Below are 17,542 nucleotides of genomic sequence, written 5' to 3' on the forward strand. Positions count from 1 at the left end.
GAATCCCGGCCGAGGTCAGGTTTCGGGCAAATCCAGCAAGCGCGACCAGAACACCACGCCCGCCAGACTGGCCTTGCCTTGCAGCCGCATGGCGTTGACCTGCAGGTCGCAGGTCGGCAGGTCGGCAGACAGATCGACCAGCCGGCCCGAGGCGATGCGGTCCTGGGCCAGGGACAGAGGCACCCATGCCACGCCAATGCCAGCTACCGCCATTTCCACGGCGGCAAGGGTCAGGGCGGTTTCAACCTTGGGGGTGGGATGCGTGCCGGGGTCGAGGAATGGCAGGATCTTTCGTTCCATCACCGTGCCGAAGAACACATCCGCCGGGTAGGCGATATAGGCGATGTCCCGGGGTTCGGCGGGGTTGGCGGAGGGGGGTGGAAGGGCCTTGTTGAACACGGGGACCAGCCGGTCCTTTCCGATCGTGATGATTTCCAGAAAGTCGGTGTTGAAATCGTCGGTTCCATCCGGCAGGCGGTAGACGATGGCCACATCGGCCTGCCGCGACAGCAGAAGCCCGGTGCATTCATCAAGGTTGGCGGACCGCAGCCGGACGTGGATGCCGTTGCGGTGGTCAGGCAGCTGCTGCAGGATCCGGGGGATGCGGGCGGCGGTCAGGGAATGCTGGCAGGCAATCACCACCTTGTTGCTGGCGATCCGTTCCCCCCGCCGCAGGTCCACCACCAACTGCCGAAGTGCTGCGGACAGAAGCAGGATCTGTTCGCTTTGCGCCAAGGTTGTCGGATTGAGGCGTATCGGCTTGTGCGCGCGGTCAAACAGTTCGACCCCGACATGATCCTCGATCTGCTGGACGCGACGGGAAAAGGCCGACTGGGTCAGACGCCGCCGTTCTGCGGCACCACTGAACGACCCGGTTTCGGCGATGGCAAGGATGTCTTCCAACCACTCCAGCCGCATGGCACCCCCTAAGTTGCAAGAATTGCATGATACTTCAAGAATTTCGCATTGGCCAAGCAAAACAAACTGTGTGAGCATCAAAAGATACAAGTTAGGTAAGGACCTGCCATGCATCTCGCCCGTTTTCCGCGCGTCCATCTGGCGCATCTTCCGACCCCGCTGGAACGGATGGATCGCCTGTCGAAAGAGCTGGGCGGGCCAGAGATCTGGATCAAGCGCGACGATTGCACTGGCCTGTCGACCGGTGGCAACAAGACCCGCAAGCTGGAGTTCCTGATGGCCGAGGCGCTGGCTGCGGGCGCGGATACGGTGATGACGCAAGGTGCCACCCAGTCCAACCATGCCCGGCAGACGGCGGCCTTTGCGGCCAAGTTGGGTCTGGCCTGTCATATCCTGCTGGAGGATCGGACCGGGTCAAATGACGCCAACTACAACGGCAATGGCAATGTCCTTTTGGACCATCTGCATGGGGCCACCACATCCAAGCGGGCGGGCGGCAAGGACATGCAGGCCGAGATGGAGGCCGTGGCAGAAGGGCTGCGCGCCAAGGGGCGGAAGGTCTATCTCATCCCCGGTGGCGGGTCGAACGCGACGGGGGCGCTGGGCTATGTGAACTGTGCCTTTGAGCTGGTGGGTCAGGCCAATGACCGCAGTCTGGTGATTGACCATCTGGTGACGGCAACCGGCTCGGCAGGCACGCAGGCGGGGCTGATCACCGGGCTGAAGGCGATCAACGCTGGCATCCCCTTGACCGGGATCGGTGTGCGCGCGCCGAAGGAAAAGCAGGAAGAGAACGTCTTTGCGCTGGCGCTGAAGACGGCGGAAAAGCTGGGCTGTCCCGATGTCGTCAAACGGGGCGATGTGGTGGCCGACAGCAGCTATGTCGGGGCGGGCTATGGCATCCCGCGCGAAGATACGCTGGAGGCGATCCGCATGTTCGCCCAGCTGGAGGGCATCCTGCTGGACCCGGTCTATTCCGGCAAAGGCGCGGCGGGCCTGATCGACTATTGCCGCAAGGGCAAGTTCAAGAAGGGTGAGCGGGTGGTCTTCCTGCACACTGGCGGGTCGGCGGCGTTGTTCGGCTATGACGCGGTCTTTGCCGATGCCAACAAAGCCCTTGTCGTGGCCTGACCCATGACGCGGCCGCAGTTTTCCCGCAGCTTCACCCAGCAGCCCCCGATCCCCGATGAGGCGATTGCGGCGGCTGTGGACGTGATGCGGTCGGGGCGGCTGCACCGCTATAACCTCGCCCTCGGAGAGGCGTCCGAGGTGATGGAGCTGGAGCGTGAGTTTGCGCTGTGGCAAGGCGCGCGGTTCTGCCTTGCGGTCGCGTCGGGCGGGCAGGCGATGCAGATCGCGCTGCGGGCGGCAGGGGTCGGTCCGGGGGATGCGGTCTTGACCAACGGCTTTACGCTGGCCCCGGTGCCGGGGGCGATTGCGGCGGTGGGTGGCCGGTCGGTGTTGGTGGAGATCACCGAAGACCTGGTGATCGACCTTGATGATCTGGCGCGGAAGGCCCGGGCCAGTGGCGCGCGCTATCTGCTGCTGTCGCACATGCGTGGGCATCTGTGCGACATGGAGCGTCTGGTGCAGCTTGCCGCCGATCTGAGCCTGACGGTGATCGAGGATTGCGCCCATACGATGGGCGCGCAGTGGAACGGGGTTCTGTCGGGGTCCTTCGGGTTGGCCGGGTGTTTCAGCACCCAGACCTACAAGCACATCAATTCGGGCGAGGGCGGGTTGCTGACTTCGGATGACGCAGGCTTCATGGCGCGGGCGACGGTCCTTTCCGGGTCCTACATGCTGTATGATCGGCATGGGGCGGGGCCGGGGCCGTCAAGCTATGAGGAGATCAGGCTGGACACGCCCAACACCTCGGCCCGGATGGACAACTTGCGCGCGGCCTTGCTGCGTCCGCAGTTGCGGCAACTGGACAGCAGCATTGCCGCGTGGAACGCCCGCCATGATCTGGTGGCCCGGCATCTGGCGCAGTCGGGCGCGATCCGTCTGCCAAAGCGCCCGGATGCCGAACGCTATGTCGGATCGTCGATCCAGTTCTGCGTGCCGGGGATTTCGGCGGTCGACGCGCAGGCGCTTGTCGCGCGGCTTGGGTCGGTCGGGGTTGAGGTGAAGTGGTTCGGGGCGGCGCAGCCGTCGGGCTATACCTCGGACCACCACAGCTGGCGCTATGTGGCGGCGCAGGGCTTGCCGCAGACCGATGCCATTCTGGCGGGTCTCTTCGACATGCGGCTGCCGCTGACCTTCAGTCTTGAGGACTGTGCCCTGTTGGCCGAGCATATTCTGGATGCCGTCGCCACCTTGCCCGCGACGGTGCAGGCATGATGCGGCGCGTAGGCATCCTTGGCGGAATGGGGCCAGAGGCCACCGTCCTTGTCATGCAAAAGCTGCTGGCGGCCGTGCAGCCCCACGACGATGCGGACCATATCCCCTTGCTGGTGGACCAGAACCCGCAAGTGCCATCACGGATCCGCCATCTGATCGAGGGCACGGGCGAAGACCCGGGTCCGGTGCTGGCCGAGATGGCGCGCCGTCTGGTCGCGGGCGGGGCCGAGGCGCTGGCGATGCCCTGCAACACCGCGCATCACTATGCGGATGCGATCCGGGCGGCTGTTTCGGTGCCGTTTCTGGACATGGTGGCGGCGTCGGTGGCCCATGCGGCGCGGCTTGCCGGGGCGGGGGGGCAGATCGGGGTGCTGGCGTCGCCCGCCGTGCGTAAGGTGGGGTTGTTCGACGCGCCTTTGGCTGCGCTGGGGCTAACTGCCCTTTACGCGCAGGATGAGGGCGCGATGCTGGCCGCGATCCGCCAGATCAAGGCCGAAGGCCCGCAGCCGCAGGCGCGGCAGGCTCTGCAGGCCGCCTCGGCCGACCTTCTGGCGCGCGGTGCGACGGTGCAGATGATTGCCTGTACCGAATTTTCGCTCATCCCCGACGCGGTTTCCCCGCAAGCGGCGGTCTTTGATACGCTTGACTGTCTTGTCAGGGAAATCGTCGCGTTTTCAACGCGGGCGCAGAACAGACCGATCACCCCCCGCAGCCATGGGGGCGATCCAAAAACACAAACGGCAAATCCCGCCACTCCAGCAACAGAGGTATCAAGATGACCAGACTTCTCAAGAACATGATGATGGGCACGGCCGCGCTGGCCTTGTCCGCCGTGGCGGCTTCCGCCGAAACCATGGTGATCGCAACGTTCAGCGACCCGACCCCGATGAACGCCGTCCGCGCGACAGATGCGTTCGAGAAAGCCACCGGCTGGACCATTGAATGGCGCGTCTTCAACTCGGGCACCGATGTGATCGCGGCGATGGCATCCGGCGACGTGAAGGTGGCGGAACTTGGGTCGTCACCGCTGGCGATTGCGGCGAGCCAGGGTGTCGACCTGCAGATGTTCATGCTGTCCTACGCGATTGGCGAATCCGAAAGTCTGATCGCGCGCAACGATTCAGGGATTGCGTCGGTCGAGGATCTGAAGGGCAAGCGCGTGGCGGTGCCGGTCGGATCGACGGCGCATTATTCGCTGATGGGCGCGATTGCCCATGCGGGGATGTCCGAGGCGGATGTGACGATCATGTCGATGCCGCCGGATCAGATTGCGGCTGCCTGGGATCAGGGCACGATTGACGCGGCCTTCATCTGGCCGCCGGTGCAGACCCAGATCCTGGAGACCGGGACGCGGATCGTGGGCGCGAACCAGACGGCGGAATGGGGCTACCCCACCTTCAACGCCTGGGTCGTGAACACGGAGTTTGCGGCCGAGAACCTGACGGCGATGGCCGAATTCGCCAAGGTGATGGATGCCGCCAATCAGGCCTATCTGGCCGACCCGGCGGCCTGGACGGCGGACAATGCCAGCGTCATGGCGATTGCCGATCTGACCGGGGCCGGTGCGGACCAGATCCCGGAGATCCTGAAGGGCTATACCTTCGTCCCGCTGGCCGATCAGGTGGGCGACACCTGGCTGGGCAATGCGGCGAATGTGATGAAATCCACCGCCGAATTCCTGAAAACCGCCGGGCGGATCGACGCGGTTGCTGACGATTATTCGCCCTTCGTCAACACCGCCATCGCGGCGGAAGCGCTGAAGTAAACCCTTGCCCTGCCCGGACATGGTTCGGGCAGGGCCGTTTCTTGCGCAAGGGAGCAAGCAAGGTGGCACTGAATGTCGAGGACGTGTCGGTCGTGTATCCGGCGGCAGACCGCCGCCCCCCGGTTGAGGCGCTGAGCCGGATCAACCTGACGATCGACGACGAGGAATTCGTGGTTGCCCTTGGCGCTTCGGGCTGCGGGAAATCGACGCTGCTCAACCTGATCGCGGGGTTCTTGTCGCCTACCTCGGGCCGGCTGGTGCTGGATGGGCATCAGGTGTCAGGCCCCGGCGCGGATCGGGCCGTGGTGTTTCAGAAACACGCGCTGCTGCCGTGGCTGAGCGTGCTGGACAACGTGGCCTTCGGCTTGCAGATCCAGGGGATCGGCAAGACCCAGCGGTACAAGACGGCGAACACCTTCATCGGCATGCTGGGGCTGGACGGGTTTCAGGATGCGCCGGTCTACAAGCTGTCGGGCGGCATGCAGCAGCGTGTCGGCATCGCCCGGGCGCTGACCTGCGACCCGAGGGTCCTGTTGATGGATGAACCACTTGGCGCGCTGGACGCGCTGACGCGCGAAAAGGCACAGGAGTTGATCCTGAACATCTGGAACGACACCCACAAGTCGGTGTTCTTCATCACGCACAGTGTCGAAGAGGCGCTGTTCATGGGCACCAAGCTGGTGGTGATGTCGCCGCGCCCCGGGCGGATCACCCATCTGTTCGACCTGCCGTTCTCGCGGCAGTTTCTGGACGGGATGCCCGCCCGGCAAGTCAAGGCCTCGCCCGAGTTCATCGCCCTGCGTGAGGACGTGCTGAAGATCATTTTTGCAGATGAGGAAGCCGCGGCATGACCGACCAGCCCCCCCTGCGACCTGTTACAGCGCAAAAGCCGCCCGGCCTTTTCGCCCGCCTTGCCCGCGCCCGGCCCACCAAACCCGGTGAGATTTACGGCGTGCCCGGCCATGGGAACACTTTGTGGCTGTCGGCCGGGTCCATCGCGTTTTTCTTTTTTGTTTGGTGGCTGGTCACCTTCATGGGCTGGGTGAAGCCGCTGTTCGTGCCGTCGCCCATGGCCATCGTCACCAAGTTCGTTCAGGTCTGGAACGAAGGCTTCACTGGCACTCCGTTCCTTGAACATGTCTGGATTTCCACTGTCCGGGTGTTCGGCGCGTTCCTGCTGGCCTGTCTGATCGGCCTGCCGCTTGGCCTTGCCATGGGGATGAGCCCGGTGATGCGCGGCATCTTCGATCCGCCGATCGAGTTCTACCGCCCGATCCCGCCCTTGGCCTATCTGCCGCTGATGATCATCTGGTTCGGGATCGGCGAGACGTCGAAGGTCTTGCTGATCTTTCTGTCGGTCTTTGCGCCGGTCGTCCTTGGGGCGCGGTCCGGGGTGAAGTCGGCGGCCATCGAACAGATCCATGCCGCCTATTCCTTTGGCGCGACCCGCTGGCAAGTGATGCGCCATGTGATCCTGCCCTCGGCCATGCCCGAAATCCTCACGGCAATGCGGATCGGTATCGGCTTTGGCTGGACCACGCTGGTGGCAGCCGAGATGGTCGCCGCGACCAAGGGGCTTGGCTACATGGTGCTGTCGGCCAGCCAGTTCCTGCAGACGCCTGTCGTGATCATGGGGATTTTCGTGATCGCTATCATCGCCTTTGCCTTCGATCTTCTGATGCGGTTCATCGAACGCCGCTTGGTGCCCTGGAAGGGCAGAATGTAACCGGAAAGCCAAAACCATGATCTACTTGAAGAAAGCCGTTCGGACCGCCGAAACGGACCAGCAGGGTGTGGGCGAAATTGTCGCGAAGATGCTGGCCGAAATTGCTGCGGGCGGTGAGGATGTGGCCCGGCGCTATGCGCGTGAGCTGGACAAATGGTCAGGCGACATTGTCGTGTCGGCGGCTGACCGGGTGGCGGCGGCAGCGCTGGTGCCGGACCGGCTGAAGGCGGATATCCAGTTCGCCCACCACAACGTCCGGCGCTTTGCCGAGGCGCAGCGCGCCACGATCGGCGATTTCACGATCGAGATTCTGCCGGGACTGATGGCGGGGCAAAAGCAGATCCCGGTGTCGGCGGCTGGGTGCTATGTGCCGGGGGGGCGCTATAGCCACGTCGCCAGCGCGATCATGACCATTACCACGGCCAAGGTCGCCGGGGTGCCGCATATCGCAGCCTGTTCGCCCCCGCGACCCGGGGTGGGGATACCGCCAGCCATCCTTTATGCGATGGACCTGTGCGGCGCGGACGTGATCCTGTCGATGGGGGGCGTGCAGGGGGTGGCCGCCATGGCGAACGGCCTCTTTGGCCTGCCAAAGGCGGATATTCTTGTCGGTCCCGGCAATCAGTACGTCGCCGAAGCCAAGCGCATCCTGTTCGGGCAGGTGGGCATCGACATGTTTGCCGGCCCGACTGACAGCATGATCCTGGCTGATGGCAAGGCCGACGCTGAAATGGTCGCCGCCGATCTGGTGGGGCAGGCAGAGCATGGCTACAACTCGCCCGTCTGGCTGGCCTGCACCGACCGCGCGCTGGCTGAGCGGGTGATGGACCTTGTGCCACGGCTGATCGCAAGCCTGCCTACCCTGAACCGCCAAAGTGCCGAGGCCGCATGGGAGGATTTCGCCGAGGTGATCCTGTGCGACACGGCCGAGGAGATGGCCGCCGTCGCCGATCAGGTCGCGCCCGAACATCTGCATGTACAGGCCGAGGATCTGGACTGGTGGTTGCAACGGCTGCGGTCCTATGGGTCGTTGTTCCTTGGGGAAGAGACGACTGTTGCCTTTGGCGACAAGACCTCGGGTCCGAACCATGTGCTGCCCACGTCGGGGGCTGCGCGGTACACCGGCGGGCTTTCGGTGCACAAGTTCATGAAAACGGTCACCTGGCAGCGCGCCACCCGCGACGGGGCCCGCCCGCTGGCCGAGGCGACGGCAAGGATTTCGCGGCTGGAAGGGATGGAGGGGCATGCAAGATCCGCCGACATCCGGCTGGCAAAGTTCTTTCCGAACGAAGTGTTTGATCTGAACCAGGCCAATGTCGAAGGCTGACCTTGTCGCATCGCACCCCGAGGCTACAAGCCCGGGCGACCCAAAGCCCGGCGGCATCGGTGGCTGGATCAGGGCGCATCGCGGTGGCGTGGTCCTTGCCGTCACCATTGCGCTGGCCGCCAGCTTTCTGGCGGAACATTACGGCGCGCCCGCGATGCTGTTCGCCCTGCTGATCGGCATGGCCTTCAACTTCATGAGCGAGGGATCGCAGGCTGCCGAGGGCATCGCCTTTTGTTCGCGCACCCTGCTGCGGCTGGGCGTGGCGCTGCTGGGGCTGCGGTTGACCTTTGCCGATGTGTCGCAGCTGGGCGTTGCGCCCATCGTCGGTGTGGTCGGCATGCTGGTGCTGACGCTGATCGGCGGGGTGATCTTTGCGCGGCTTGTCGGGCGCAACACGGCATTTGGCCTGCTGACGGGTGGGTCGGTCGCCATTTGTGGCGCCTCGGCGGCGATGGCCATCGCGGCGGTCGTGCCGAAGAAGTTCCTGAAAGAGGAAGACATCCTTTTGGCCGTGGTCGGCGTGACGGCAATGTCGACATTGGCGATGATCGTCTACCCGATGCTGTTTCGCGCGCTTGGGCTGGCTGATGTCGAGATTGGCTACATGATCGGCGCGACGATCCATGATGTCGCGCAAGTGGTTGGGGCCGGGTATTCGGTCAGCGATACGGCGGGTGACATTGCCACCTTCACCAAGCTGCTGCGCGTCGCGCTGTTGCCTGTTGTGCTATTGACCGTCGCAATCGTGTTTCGCAAGGAGGCCGGGGGTGCCGCCGGGCTGCCGTGGTTTGTGGTGGCCTTTATCCTGCTGATGGTCCTGCGCAATTCTGTTCCCTTGCCGGAAATGGTTCTGACAGCCATCAACGACATGTCGCGCTTTCTGCTTGTCGTCGCGATTGCAGCGCTGGGGGTCAGAACGTCGCTTGAAAAGCTGTTTGCGCCGGGGGTGAAGGGGCTGGCACTGATCGCGGTGGACACGCTGTTCCTGCTGGGGCAGGCGATCGTGTTCGCGCATCTTTTCCTGCTGTAGCGAACCGAGGGTTTCCCGGTCGCCGCGCAGGCTGCTGCTCAGGCCCGGAAGATCAGGGGGCAGACGGCAGGCGCTTGCGTGCCGAGAACACCGAGACCATCGGATTTGACCCATGTGAGCGATGCGATTTCAGCCCATCAATGCGGCGAAGGATCAGGTCTTCGCTTCTCCATGAGAGGCCAAGCCAGGACACAAGAACTTGAGCGACGATCATCTGGCTCTCCTTTGCGTTACACTGATGAGGGCAGGAGAACCGCTAAAGTTGTGTGGATTGTGACCGAACCTAGGTCAACTGCGGTATGATCGTGGCATCCATTGGGTTTTCCCCCGAATTGTGGACAGTCCGAATGGGCACTGGGCTTTGGTGAAAATGCTGGTCTTGGCCCGTCAAAAGATGTCGACGTCGAAGGTGTAGCAATACTGGGCCACGGCCACGCCCGCCGACATGCTGCCATCCTGTCGGCCGCCAAACGTCGTTATGCCCGTTTCCCCCGCGCTGCGGTCGGCATCCAGCGTGAAGCTGATTCCCTGCCCGGCACGGCGCGGCGGCGGCGACAACCGATAGACCCGCGTGCGGTCGGACATGCCCAGCGTTCTGGTCACATGCAGCCCAGCCGCACACCAGTAATCGGTCAACTTGGCGATCGATCGGTATTCGACGGTGAAGTCGGTGTTGCTGTTCTGGGTGACCTGCAACCGGGTGCCTGTCACATAGGCAGCGGCAGGGGTCGCGATGGCCAGTGCGACCAGAAGGGAGACGATGCGCATGAAACCTCCGTCTATGATGTGGCTAGCAGGTAGCCCACTGTTGCACCGCAGCCCGTCGCCTTGCATCACAAGGCTGCGAGGCTGTTGTGTGGTAGTGTGCCCGGAGAGGTCGAGCGCCGCGCTTTTCAGGCCCGGCGCGGTTGGGTGCGATAAAGCCGCATGACGTTTTCGGCGTCACTGCTGACGGCGGGCAGGTCATCTGCGTCACATTCGTTGCCGGAACAGGCGAGGGCTGCCATCGAGGGCGTGTGCAGCGTCACCTTGTGCTGCGTGCCGCGCAGGGCTTCGGTTCCCAGAACTTCCCAGTCGCCGCCAGCGTATTGGGCGAATTCGTCACTGGCGATGATGGTCTTGCGATAGGCCTTGGTCAGCGTTTCAAGACGCTGCACTTCATTCACAGCCGAACCGAAGGTCGAAAAGGTCAGCCGGTTCTTCAGGCCGACGTTGCCGAACATCACATTGCCCACATGAAGCCCGATCCCATAGCCAATGGTGGACAACCCCTCATTGCTGCGGCGGGTGTTCAGCCGGTCCATCCGCGCCACCGCCTCGCGCACGGCGGTGAAGGCGGCACCGGCGGCCACTTCGGACGCCTCCATGTGCCGATCACATGGGTAGATCGCAAGGAAGCCATCGCCGATGAAGCTGAGGATTTCACCGCCGTTGCGGTTGAACGGGGCCGCGATGGCATCAAAGAATTCGTTGAGGGTTTCGATATAGACCTGACGCCCGTGATCTTCGGCGTAGCTGGTCGAATTGCGCATGTCGCCCATCACCAGCACGGCGCGGATCGTTTCGCCATCGCCGCGCTTGGTCTGCCCCGACAGCACCCGCCGCCCGGCATCGCCGCCCAGATAGGTGGACAACATGTTGTCGGCGAGCTTGTCGAGCACGGCCATCTTGGTCGCCACGGCAAAGTTGGACTCCACCCGCACAAGGGTGCGGATCATCTGTTCCGAAAAGCCAAGCGGCTGGTCGGTTGTCCACGACCCCATCATCCCGCGCGTGCCATCGCCGTCGAACGTTTCCAGAAACGCCAGATAGTCGGTGCCACCGGCTGCCACGAGTTCTTCGAACACCGGAAACTCGGGCGCGGATTTTGCATCCAGCCTGCGGCGCAGATGGCCCAGGCCATTTTTGAGAAGGAAGTAGAACGGGCTGGCTTCATACCGACCCATGGTGTTTTCGGAGCCGCCACGCTGATGCCCGACAACCTCCACCCCTTTGCCGCGGGTCCAGGTGAAGCTGAGCGCATCATAAAGGGGATGCAGCATGGAAAACCCGACATGCGCGCGCAGAAGCGGCATGCCTGCGGCGGAAAGCCGTTCAAACGTTCCGGTGCACAGCGTTTCAAGGTCAGCGCCCTTGAGCGCGGCACGCCGAAGCCATGACACGAGTTCATCAATCAGGGTATCGGATACATCGGGGGACTGAAGTGCCATATGAGATCTTTTAGTCATTTCATTGAAAGTCAAAGGGCCTAATCGCCTTGCAGGAAGATAGGACCTGGGCAGGATTTTCTCAAGCAGCGGTCCCGCACTGGCTTTGTGCAAACAAATGTGACAGGCCCGGCTTCATGCCAGTACCACGATGTCGATCGGATGGGTCAGCCCCTCGACCACAGTAGCGGCCCGTAGGTCCGGTGTCCTTGCATAGCCCTGCGACCGGGCCTGACGGTAGGTCGCGGCGTCAGTGAGCGCGCGGGTGTGCAGGGCCTTGTTGGCGTTCTCAAGCTTGGCGGCAAGGTTGACGGCACTGCCGATGACGGTGAATTCAAGCCGCCCGCTTGCCCCGATCACCCCGACCTTGACCGGTCCGGCTGCGGCGGCGGCTCCAGTAACGAACGGGCCGGGCCAGCCCATTGCGGCGAAGTCTTCCTGCATCGCGTCAAGTGCGGCGATCACGGCCTCTGCAGCGTAAAGCGCATCGGCGGCGTGGCTTTCGCTGGGTTGGACGGCACCGAATGTGGCAAGGATTCCATCGCCCATGAACTTGTCGATCCGCCCGTTGAAGCGCTCGATCTCGGACAAGGCGGTCTGCTGGTAGTGCCCAAGCACCTGCATTACCACATTGGGGGGCAGGGCACTGGCGGTGTTGGTAAAGGCACGGACATCGACAAACAGCACGGCGACGTCCCGCGTGACGCAATCCCCCGCGCCGGGCAATTCGTTTGACGATACGATGCTGCTGGCCACCTCGGGCGCGAAGAAGCGCCCCAGATCCTCGGCTGCGGACGAGCTTCTTGCGGCGATGATGGCCACGTAACGCGCGCGGTAAAGTGCCAGCGTCAGGACGAACGTCACCCCAAGCAGGGCGAAGATCTTGTCAAGTTCGGCCCCGATGAGGATCGAGTTCGAGGTGAGGTAATCGACATAGTTCCGGGTGACATACATTTCCCCCATGTCGCTTTTCAGGGCATAGACCACCATGAAGATCCAGGCCGCGATCGAGATCACGCCGGAGGCAAGCACATAGCGCGGGTCAAAGCGCAGCGCGCGGATGCTGATGAAGATGAACATGTAGATCATCGTGGGCGCCTTCAGGTAAAAGGCTGCCGGTTGGTCGTACTGGATGTGGAACGAAAAGATCAGCGCGCAAAGCAGCACAACGTCGATCAGGATCGACAGCACGAGGAACCATCCGGGCGGCCGTGACCGATAGGCCAGGGCCAGGCGCAGCACGGTGAACACGAAGTAGGCGGCAAGGATGGACGGGGTGTAGCTTTCGCCCAGGCTGCCCTCGGCCCGGGGTGAAACGGCATAAAGCGTCGTGAAGGCAATAAGGATGCAAAGCTGGACCCAACCGATCAGTTGTTCGGCCGCGTCTTCCCGTTTCGCGATCTCGGCCTGAACGCGCGGCGGAAGGTCTTCGGTGCTTGGCCCGCCGTTCAGAACGAAGGCAAGGAAGGTCCAAAGTCTGTTGCGGTCTGTTGTCACCGGCTAGGGTCCCTGTGGCGGGGAAGGGAAAACTGTGCCGCGTCCCCGGGTACTTCACAAGGCGCGGCGCAGGTTCCAGCAAATAAGTTACTGGTGGCAGCGGAGTGTTACAATGGTTGGATCGGGGGCACGATCAGACGGTCTGCCGACGCTGGGCAAGCAGGTCGGGCGCACTGGCCCAGCGGGCGCCGGGATGGCCTGCGATCAGCGCAAGCAGTTGGTCAAGGAAATCCCAGGCCTGCGCGTCATGGACAAGGTGGTGGCTCAGAATCCCTATCGCCGAAAGCCCAAGATCAAGGGCGGCCACGATGTCGCTGACCAGCGACGCGGTGGCGCGGCCGCCGCCGGTGCCGTGCCAGTCCATCAGGTCGACATGGGTGTTGAGGCTGGGCAGCGCGGCTGGTCGTTCCGGCCCATAGACCGACAACGCCTGAAAGCCTGCGCCGTGAAGCGCGCCGATCAGGTCGGGATCAATCCGGTTCCATGGCGGGACCAGGATCGGTGCCAGCTGGACGGGGTAAAGGGTCTGCAGCTTGGCAAGCCCAAGCGACAGCTCCTCCAGGACCAGCTTGGCTGGGCGATGCGGGCCAAGCTCGGCCTTCTTTGTCCCGGGTGGGGCGTGGTTGCTGTGTTGCCAGCCATGCGGGGCCACGGTGATCAGGGGCCGACCCGCCAGATGGGCGGCAAGGTCCGGCCCGGTCGGCTTTGGGATCACCGCGACGAGGCAGGGCGCGGCGTGGGACGCGGACAGCGCCAACAGCCGGTCAAGCGCCGGGGTCGGGATCACGGCATCGTCGTCGCGCCACCAGAACACGGCGGGATCTTTGGCGGCCCGGCGGTCAAGGGCGGCGGCAAGGGCATCAAGGGGCGACGACATCAGGTAGGCTCCAGCAAGGGCGCAAGAAGGTTGGCAAGACGCTGCGTTGCGGCCGTATGGGAGTGTCGCGCAAGGATATGAGGTCGGGTTTTCTCCGCCAGATCCTTGCACAGGCTGCTGTCGGTCAAAAGCCTGCGGAGCGCTGCGGCATAGGCGGGCACATCCCCGGCGGGGGTAAGAAGGCCGGTTGCGCCGTTGGCGACAACCTCGGGCACGCCGGCCGTGGCGCAGGCAAGGACGGGCAGCCCGGCGGCCTGCGCTTCCAGGTAGGCCAGACCGTAAGCCTCGCCACAGCCGGGCCAGATGTAGATTTGCGCGCGGGCGAGGGTCTTGGCGATCTCGGCTTGCGGCAGCGCGCCAAGCCAGTCGATCCGTGCCGCATGGGGGGCAAGATCCGCCTCAACCTGCGGGCGGGCGGGGCCGTCACCGATGACCGACAGGCGCCAGGGCAGATCCTCAACCAGGGCAAGGGCCTGGGCGAGGAACTGGTAGCTGGCGACCTTGTCGCCGGGCCGCATCATCGCGACAGTGACGAGCCGCCCAGGGTCCGGCGCGGGATCAAGAGCCAGAAAAGGTGTGGGGTCGATGAAGGGGGCAAGCAGCGCGGTTGCGGCGTCGGGGGCGGCTGCCGCAATACCAGCCTGATCGCGCCGGGTCAGGCAGATGTTCAGGGCCGCCTGACGCAGGCCATCCAGCACCTTGCCTTGAGTATCAGCCCAGATCCCGATGCTTCGCCGGGAAGACCATGAGCTTTCGATCGTGACATAGGGCAGCCCGAAGCGGTGGCACAGCGGCGGGCCGATCAGGTCAGGTGATTTGTAGTAGGGATGGTAGCACAGCCAAAGCCCGGGCGGGGCGGATCTGTCCCATTCTGCGGCAAGGCGGGCAACTTCGGCCTCAGCGGCAACGGCCAGCCGTTCGGCGGCATGCTGGTCATCAGGGTCGGGCAGGTAGCTGCGCAGGCTGGAGGCAAGGACAACCTCAGCCCCTCCGGCGCTGAGGGCGGTGCAAAGCTGGCGCGCCATCAGCCGGTCCCCCGAGGGTACGGGATGGTCTGGTGACTTGAGCGGCGCATAGAAGGCGACTTGGATCGGGTGCGGTTCCGTGGCGCGATCAGGTGTGCGCGGGGGTGCAGTTCTTGCGGACATCAGCGCACCTTTCCCACGTTCGGGGCCAGCGCCGCCCCCTTTGTTGCCCTGATCCTGTCTGGCATCCGACGCCATGGCTGGCAAGTCTGTGGGTCCCCGCGTCTGACACCCCGAGCTTGACACAAGCCGGGTTCACGGCCATCTGTCGCCCACTTCAACCCGCAGTTTATCGGAGCATTTCATGACATCACAAGTGTTCGAGATGCTTCTTGCAAGGATTGCAGAGCGCAGGTCACAGGTTGGCGTCATCGGGTTGGGCTATGTTGGGCTACCGCTGGCGATGGCCACGGCCCGGGGCGGCTTTGCGGTGATGGGGTTTGACGTCGACCCCGGCAAGATCGTGAAGATCGAGGCGCGCGAAAGCTATATCGAGGCCGTTTCGGACGCGGTTCTGCGGGCGGAATGTGAGGCGGGGCGCTTCACAGCGACGGATGATTTCAGCAAGCTGGCCGACTGTGACGTCATCGTGATCTGCGTGCCGACACCCCTGTCCCGGCACCGTGAGCCCGACCTTTCCTTTGTCGAGCGGACCAGCGCCCAGATCGCCCGGTATCTGCGCGCAGGGCAGCTTGTCGTGCTGGAATCCACCACCTATCCCGGCACCACCAATGAAGTCGTGCGCCCGATCCTTGAGGCGGGGGGGCTGGTCGCGGGGCGTGATTTCTTCCTTGGCTTCTCGCCCGAACGGGAAGACCCCGGCAACCGCGACTTCACGACCTCTACCATTCCGAAGGTGGTTGGGGCGGACAGTCCGGAAGCGAACGCCTTGATGCAGGCCTATTACGGCGCGGTGGTCGAGACTGTTGTTCCCGTGTCCTCTGCCGCGACGGCTGAGGCGGTCAAGCTGACGGAAAACATCTTCCGCGCGGTGAATATCGCGCTCGTGAACGAGTTGAAGGTGGTTTACGCTGCGATGGGGATCGACATCTGGGAAGTGGTGGACGCGGCCCGCACGAAACCTTTCGGCTTCATGCCGTTCTATCCCGGTCCGGGGTTGGGCGGGCATTGCATCCCGATTGACCCCTTTTATCTGACGTGGAAGTCCCGCGAATATGATGAACCGACGCGGTTCATCGAATTGGCGGGCGAGATCAACTCGGCCATGCCGCGCCGGGTGGTGCGGCTTCTGGCCGAAGCGCTTGATCGCAAGGCGGGCAAGGCGCTGAGCCGGTCGCATGTGTTGGTCTTGGGGTTGGCCTACAAGAAGAACGTGCCCGACATTCGCGAAAGCCCCTCGCTGAAGCTGATCGAACTGATCGAGGAGGCGGGCGGGACGGCTTCCTACCACGATCCCCATGTCGCCGAGATTCCGAAGACGCGCGAGTATTCGCATCTGGCGGGGCGGCAGTCCGTCCCGTGGTCGGAAGCCGAGGTTCGCCGCTATGACGCCGTGCTGATCGCGACCGATCACGATGCAACGGATTACGCCCGTCTGGGCGACTGGGCGCAGTTGGTGGTCGACACCCGGAACGCCATGGCCCGGCATGGGGTGGTCGCCGACCATGTGGTCAAGGCATGAGCCGGCTTGATAGCTTCATCCGCCGCCTGACGGCGCAGCGGGATACGCTGGACCATATCGCACGGGATCTGGACTTGCCCGAGGGTGCAGTGCTGGAGATCGGGCTGGGCAACGGGCGCACCTATTCGCATCTGCGCGAACTCTTCGGCGACCGTCGCATCGTGGCCTTTGACCGGGCGCTGGGCGCGCACAAGGAGTCGACGCCTGACGCGGAAAACCTTGTTCTGGGTGAGATTGCCGAGACAGCTGCAAGGTTTGCCGGACGGGATGCGGCCTTGGTGCATGTGGACATCGGCACCGGCTATGACGACCGCGACGCCGAAACGCTGCGCTGGCTGCCCGGGTTGGTTGTCCGGCTGGCGGGGCCGGGTGGCATTGTCCTGTCGGGCCTGCCGCTGGAGCGTGACGAGTTGCAGCCGCTGCCGCTGCCAGCGTCGGTGAACCCGGGGCGACTGTACCTGTATCGGCGGCGATCCGGCCAATGATCTACCTGCTGCGGCACGGGCAGACCGAATTCAACCATGCCGGGCGCTATCAGGGCCGGTTGGATTCGCCCCTGACCGCGCGCGGGGAAGCGCAAGCTTTCGAAATGGGCAGGGTGCTGGCTGAACGGATCGACCCGGCGAAGGCCGTCATCCTGACCAGCCCTTTGCCGCGTGCGCTGCGCACGGCAGGCATCATTGGGGCCGGTCTTGGGTTGGAGCCGGTGATCGACCCACGGCTGATCGAGGTGTCGCTTGGGGCTTGGGAAGGGCTTACGGCCGAGGAGATCGACACCGGTTGGCCCGGCGTGCGTGAGGGGTTCCGGCGCAACGAATGGTTCTTCGGCGCCCCCGGCGGTGAGGATTATCCAAGCGTTGCAGGCCGCATGGCAAGCCTGCTGGCCGAACTGCCGCGCGACGACGGCCCGGTGCATGTGCTGGTCAGCCATGCAATTTCCGGTCGGGTCTTGCGCGGACTTCACGCCGGGCTGGAGCCGCACCGCGCCATGCGGCTGGAGATTCCACAAGACGCATTCTTTTCGCTGCACGCCGGGGGGGACATCCGTCGCATCGACTGCGCGCCACCCGTTTGAGACGCTTGCGACAATTTCACAGGAACGGAATAGACAAGACATCTTCATGCGATACACTCGCCCCGATGACAGGCAGTCAAGGCGGGCAGCCTCGGGCCGCTAACCGATGG

At 63.9% G+C, this 17,542-nt stretch carries 18 protein-coding genes; 11 read left to right on the plus strand and 7 right to left on the minus strand.

The features are described 5' to 3' along the window. Positions 1-15: 15 nt before the first annotated feature. Positions 16-918 carry a LysR family transcriptional regulator gene (locus tag EI545_RS14690; protein WP_216842450.1) on the minus strand — a complete coding sequence of 301 codons (903 nt, stop codon included), beginning with the start codon at positions 916-918 and terminating at the stop codon, positions 16-18. 108 nt (positions 919-1,026) lie between these two features. Between EI545_RS14690 and cuyA the strand changes: the two genes are divergently transcribed. The 8 genes from cuyA (at position 1,027) to EI545_RS14730 (ending at position 9,109) form a co-directional block, all read left to right on the plus strand. Continuing rightward, positions 1,027-2,049 carry a D-cysteate sulfo-lyase gene (gene cuyA, locus EI545_RS14695; RefSeq protein ID WP_125326166.1) on the plus strand — a complete coding sequence of 341 codons (1,023 nt, stop codon included), beginning with the start codon at positions 1,027-1,029 and terminating at the stop codon, positions 2,047-2,049. A 3-nt stretch (positions 2,050-2,052) separates the two neighbouring features. Continuing rightward, positions 2,053-3,261 (plus strand): DegT/DnrJ/EryC1/StrS family aminotransferase, encoded by a 1,209-nt coding sequence (locus EI545_RS14700; protein WP_125326167.1) that lies wholly within the window; start codon positions 2,053-2,055, stop codon positions 3,259-3,261. After that, entirely contained in the window at positions 3,258-4,040 is a 783-nt protein-coding gene (gene cuyB, locus EI545_RS14705) for a cysteate racemase (protein ID WP_125326168.1), read from the plus strand. Before EI545_RS14700 ends, cuyB begins: the two co-directional genes overlap by 4 nt. Continuing rightward, on the plus strand, positions 4,037-5,026 hold the full coding sequence (gene tauA / locus EI545_RS14710) for a taurine ABC transporter substrate-binding protein (protein ID WP_125326169.1): 990 nt from the start codon (positions 4,037-4,039) through the stop codon (positions 5,024-5,026). The genes cuyB and tauA overlap by 4 nt, the downstream gene beginning before the upstream one ends. A gap of 62 nt (positions 5,027-5,088) precedes the next feature. Beyond that, a complete protein-coding gene (locus tag EI545_RS14715) occupies positions 5,089-5,877 on the plus strand; it encodes a taurine ABC transporter ATP-binding protein (protein ID WP_125326170.1) in 789 nt (262 codons plus the stop codon). Beyond that, complete coding sequence (locus tag EI545_RS14720; RefSeq protein ID WP_125326171.1) at positions 5,874-6,752, plus strand: ABC transporter permease subunit; 879 nt, start codon at positions 5,874-5,876, stop codon at positions 6,750-6,752. Before EI545_RS14715 ends, EI545_RS14720 begins: the two co-directional genes overlap by 4 nt. A gap of 16 nt (positions 6,753-6,768) precedes the next feature. Next, positions 6,769-8,079, plus strand: a complete 1,311-nt coding sequence (hisD, locus tag EI545_RS14725; RefSeq protein WP_125326172.1) for a histidinol dehydrogenase — start codon at positions 6,769-6,771, stop codon at positions 8,077-8,079. Then, positions 8,066-9,109, plus strand: coding sequence for a YeiH family protein (locus EI545_RS14730; protein ID WP_125326173.1), 1,044 nt, complete (start codon positions 8,066-8,068; stop codon positions 9,107-9,109). Before hisD ends, EI545_RS14730 begins: the two co-directional genes overlap by 14 nt. Before the next feature lie 52 nt (positions 9,110-9,161). On the opposite strand, the gene EI545_RS21385 is transcribed toward EI545_RS14730, so the two are convergent. The 6 genes from EI545_RS21385 to EI545_RS14755 form a co-directional block, all read right to left on the minus strand. Then, positions 9,162-9,323 carry a hypothetical protein gene (locus EI545_RS21385; RefSeq protein WP_164517308.1) on the minus strand — a complete coding sequence of 54 codons (162 nt, stop codon included), beginning with the start codon at positions 9,321-9,323 and terminating at the stop codon, positions 9,162-9,164. A 173-nt stretch (positions 9,324-9,496) separates the two neighbouring features. After that, positions 9,497-9,877, minus strand: coding sequence for a hypothetical protein (locus EI545_RS14735; protein WP_125326174.1), 381 nt, complete (start codon positions 9,875-9,877; stop codon positions 9,497-9,499). A 125-nt stretch (positions 9,878-10,002) separates the two neighbouring features. Then, positions 10,003-11,337 (minus strand): adenylate/guanylate cyclase domain-containing protein, encoded by a 1,335-nt coding sequence (locus EI545_RS14740; protein ID WP_216842451.1) that lies wholly within the window; start codon positions 11,335-11,337, stop codon positions 10,003-10,005. A gap of 114 nt (positions 11,338-11,451) precedes the next feature. Continuing rightward, complete coding sequence (locus EI545_RS14745) at positions 11,452-12,813, minus strand: adenylate/guanylate cyclase domain-containing protein (RefSeq protein WP_125326175.1); 1,362 nt, start codon at positions 12,811-12,813, stop codon at positions 11,452-11,454. A gap of 133 nt (positions 12,814-12,946) precedes the next feature. Beyond that, entirely contained in the window at positions 12,947-13,690 is a 744-nt protein-coding gene (locus EI545_RS14750; protein WP_125326176.1) for a polysaccharide deacetylase family protein, read from the minus strand. Continuing rightward, positions 13,690-14,838, minus strand: coding sequence for a glycosyltransferase family 4 protein (locus tag EI545_RS14755; protein ID WP_216842452.1), 1,149 nt, complete (start codon positions 14,836-14,838; stop codon positions 13,690-13,692). Before EI545_RS14755 ends, EI545_RS14750 begins: the two co-directional genes overlap by 1 nt. Positions 14,839-15,019: 181 nt before the next feature. Between EI545_RS14755 and EI545_RS14760 the strand changes: the two genes are divergently transcribed. From EI545_RS14760 to EI545_RS14770, 3 genes are read left to right on the plus strand one after another with little or no spacing between them, the layout of a single operon-like run. Further along, on the plus strand, positions 15,020-16,357 hold the full coding sequence (locus tag EI545_RS14760) for a nucleotide sugar dehydrogenase (RefSeq protein WP_125326177.1): 1,338 nt from the start codon (positions 15,020-15,022) through the stop codon (positions 16,355-16,357). Beyond that, positions 16,354-16,842 carry a class I SAM-dependent methyltransferase gene (locus EI545_RS14765; protein WP_125326178.1) on the plus strand — a complete coding sequence of 163 codons (489 nt, stop codon included), beginning with the start codon at positions 16,354-16,356 and terminating at the stop codon, positions 16,840-16,842. The genes EI545_RS14760 and EI545_RS14765 overlap by 4 nt, the downstream gene beginning before the upstream one ends. Continuing rightward, positions 16,839-17,432: a histidine phosphatase family protein gene (locus EI545_RS14770; protein WP_125326179.1), complete on the plus strand. Its 594-nt coding sequence runs from the start codon at positions 16,839-16,841 to the stop codon at positions 17,430-17,432. The genes EI545_RS14765 and EI545_RS14770 overlap by 4 nt, the downstream gene beginning before the upstream one ends. Positions 17,433-17,542: the final 110 nt, after the last annotated feature.

The organism is Tabrizicola piscis, assembly GCF_003940805.1.
Classification (GTDB): domain Bacteria; phylum Pseudomonadota; class Alphaproteobacteria; order Rhodobacterales; family Rhodobacteraceae; genus Tabrizicola; species Tabrizicola piscis.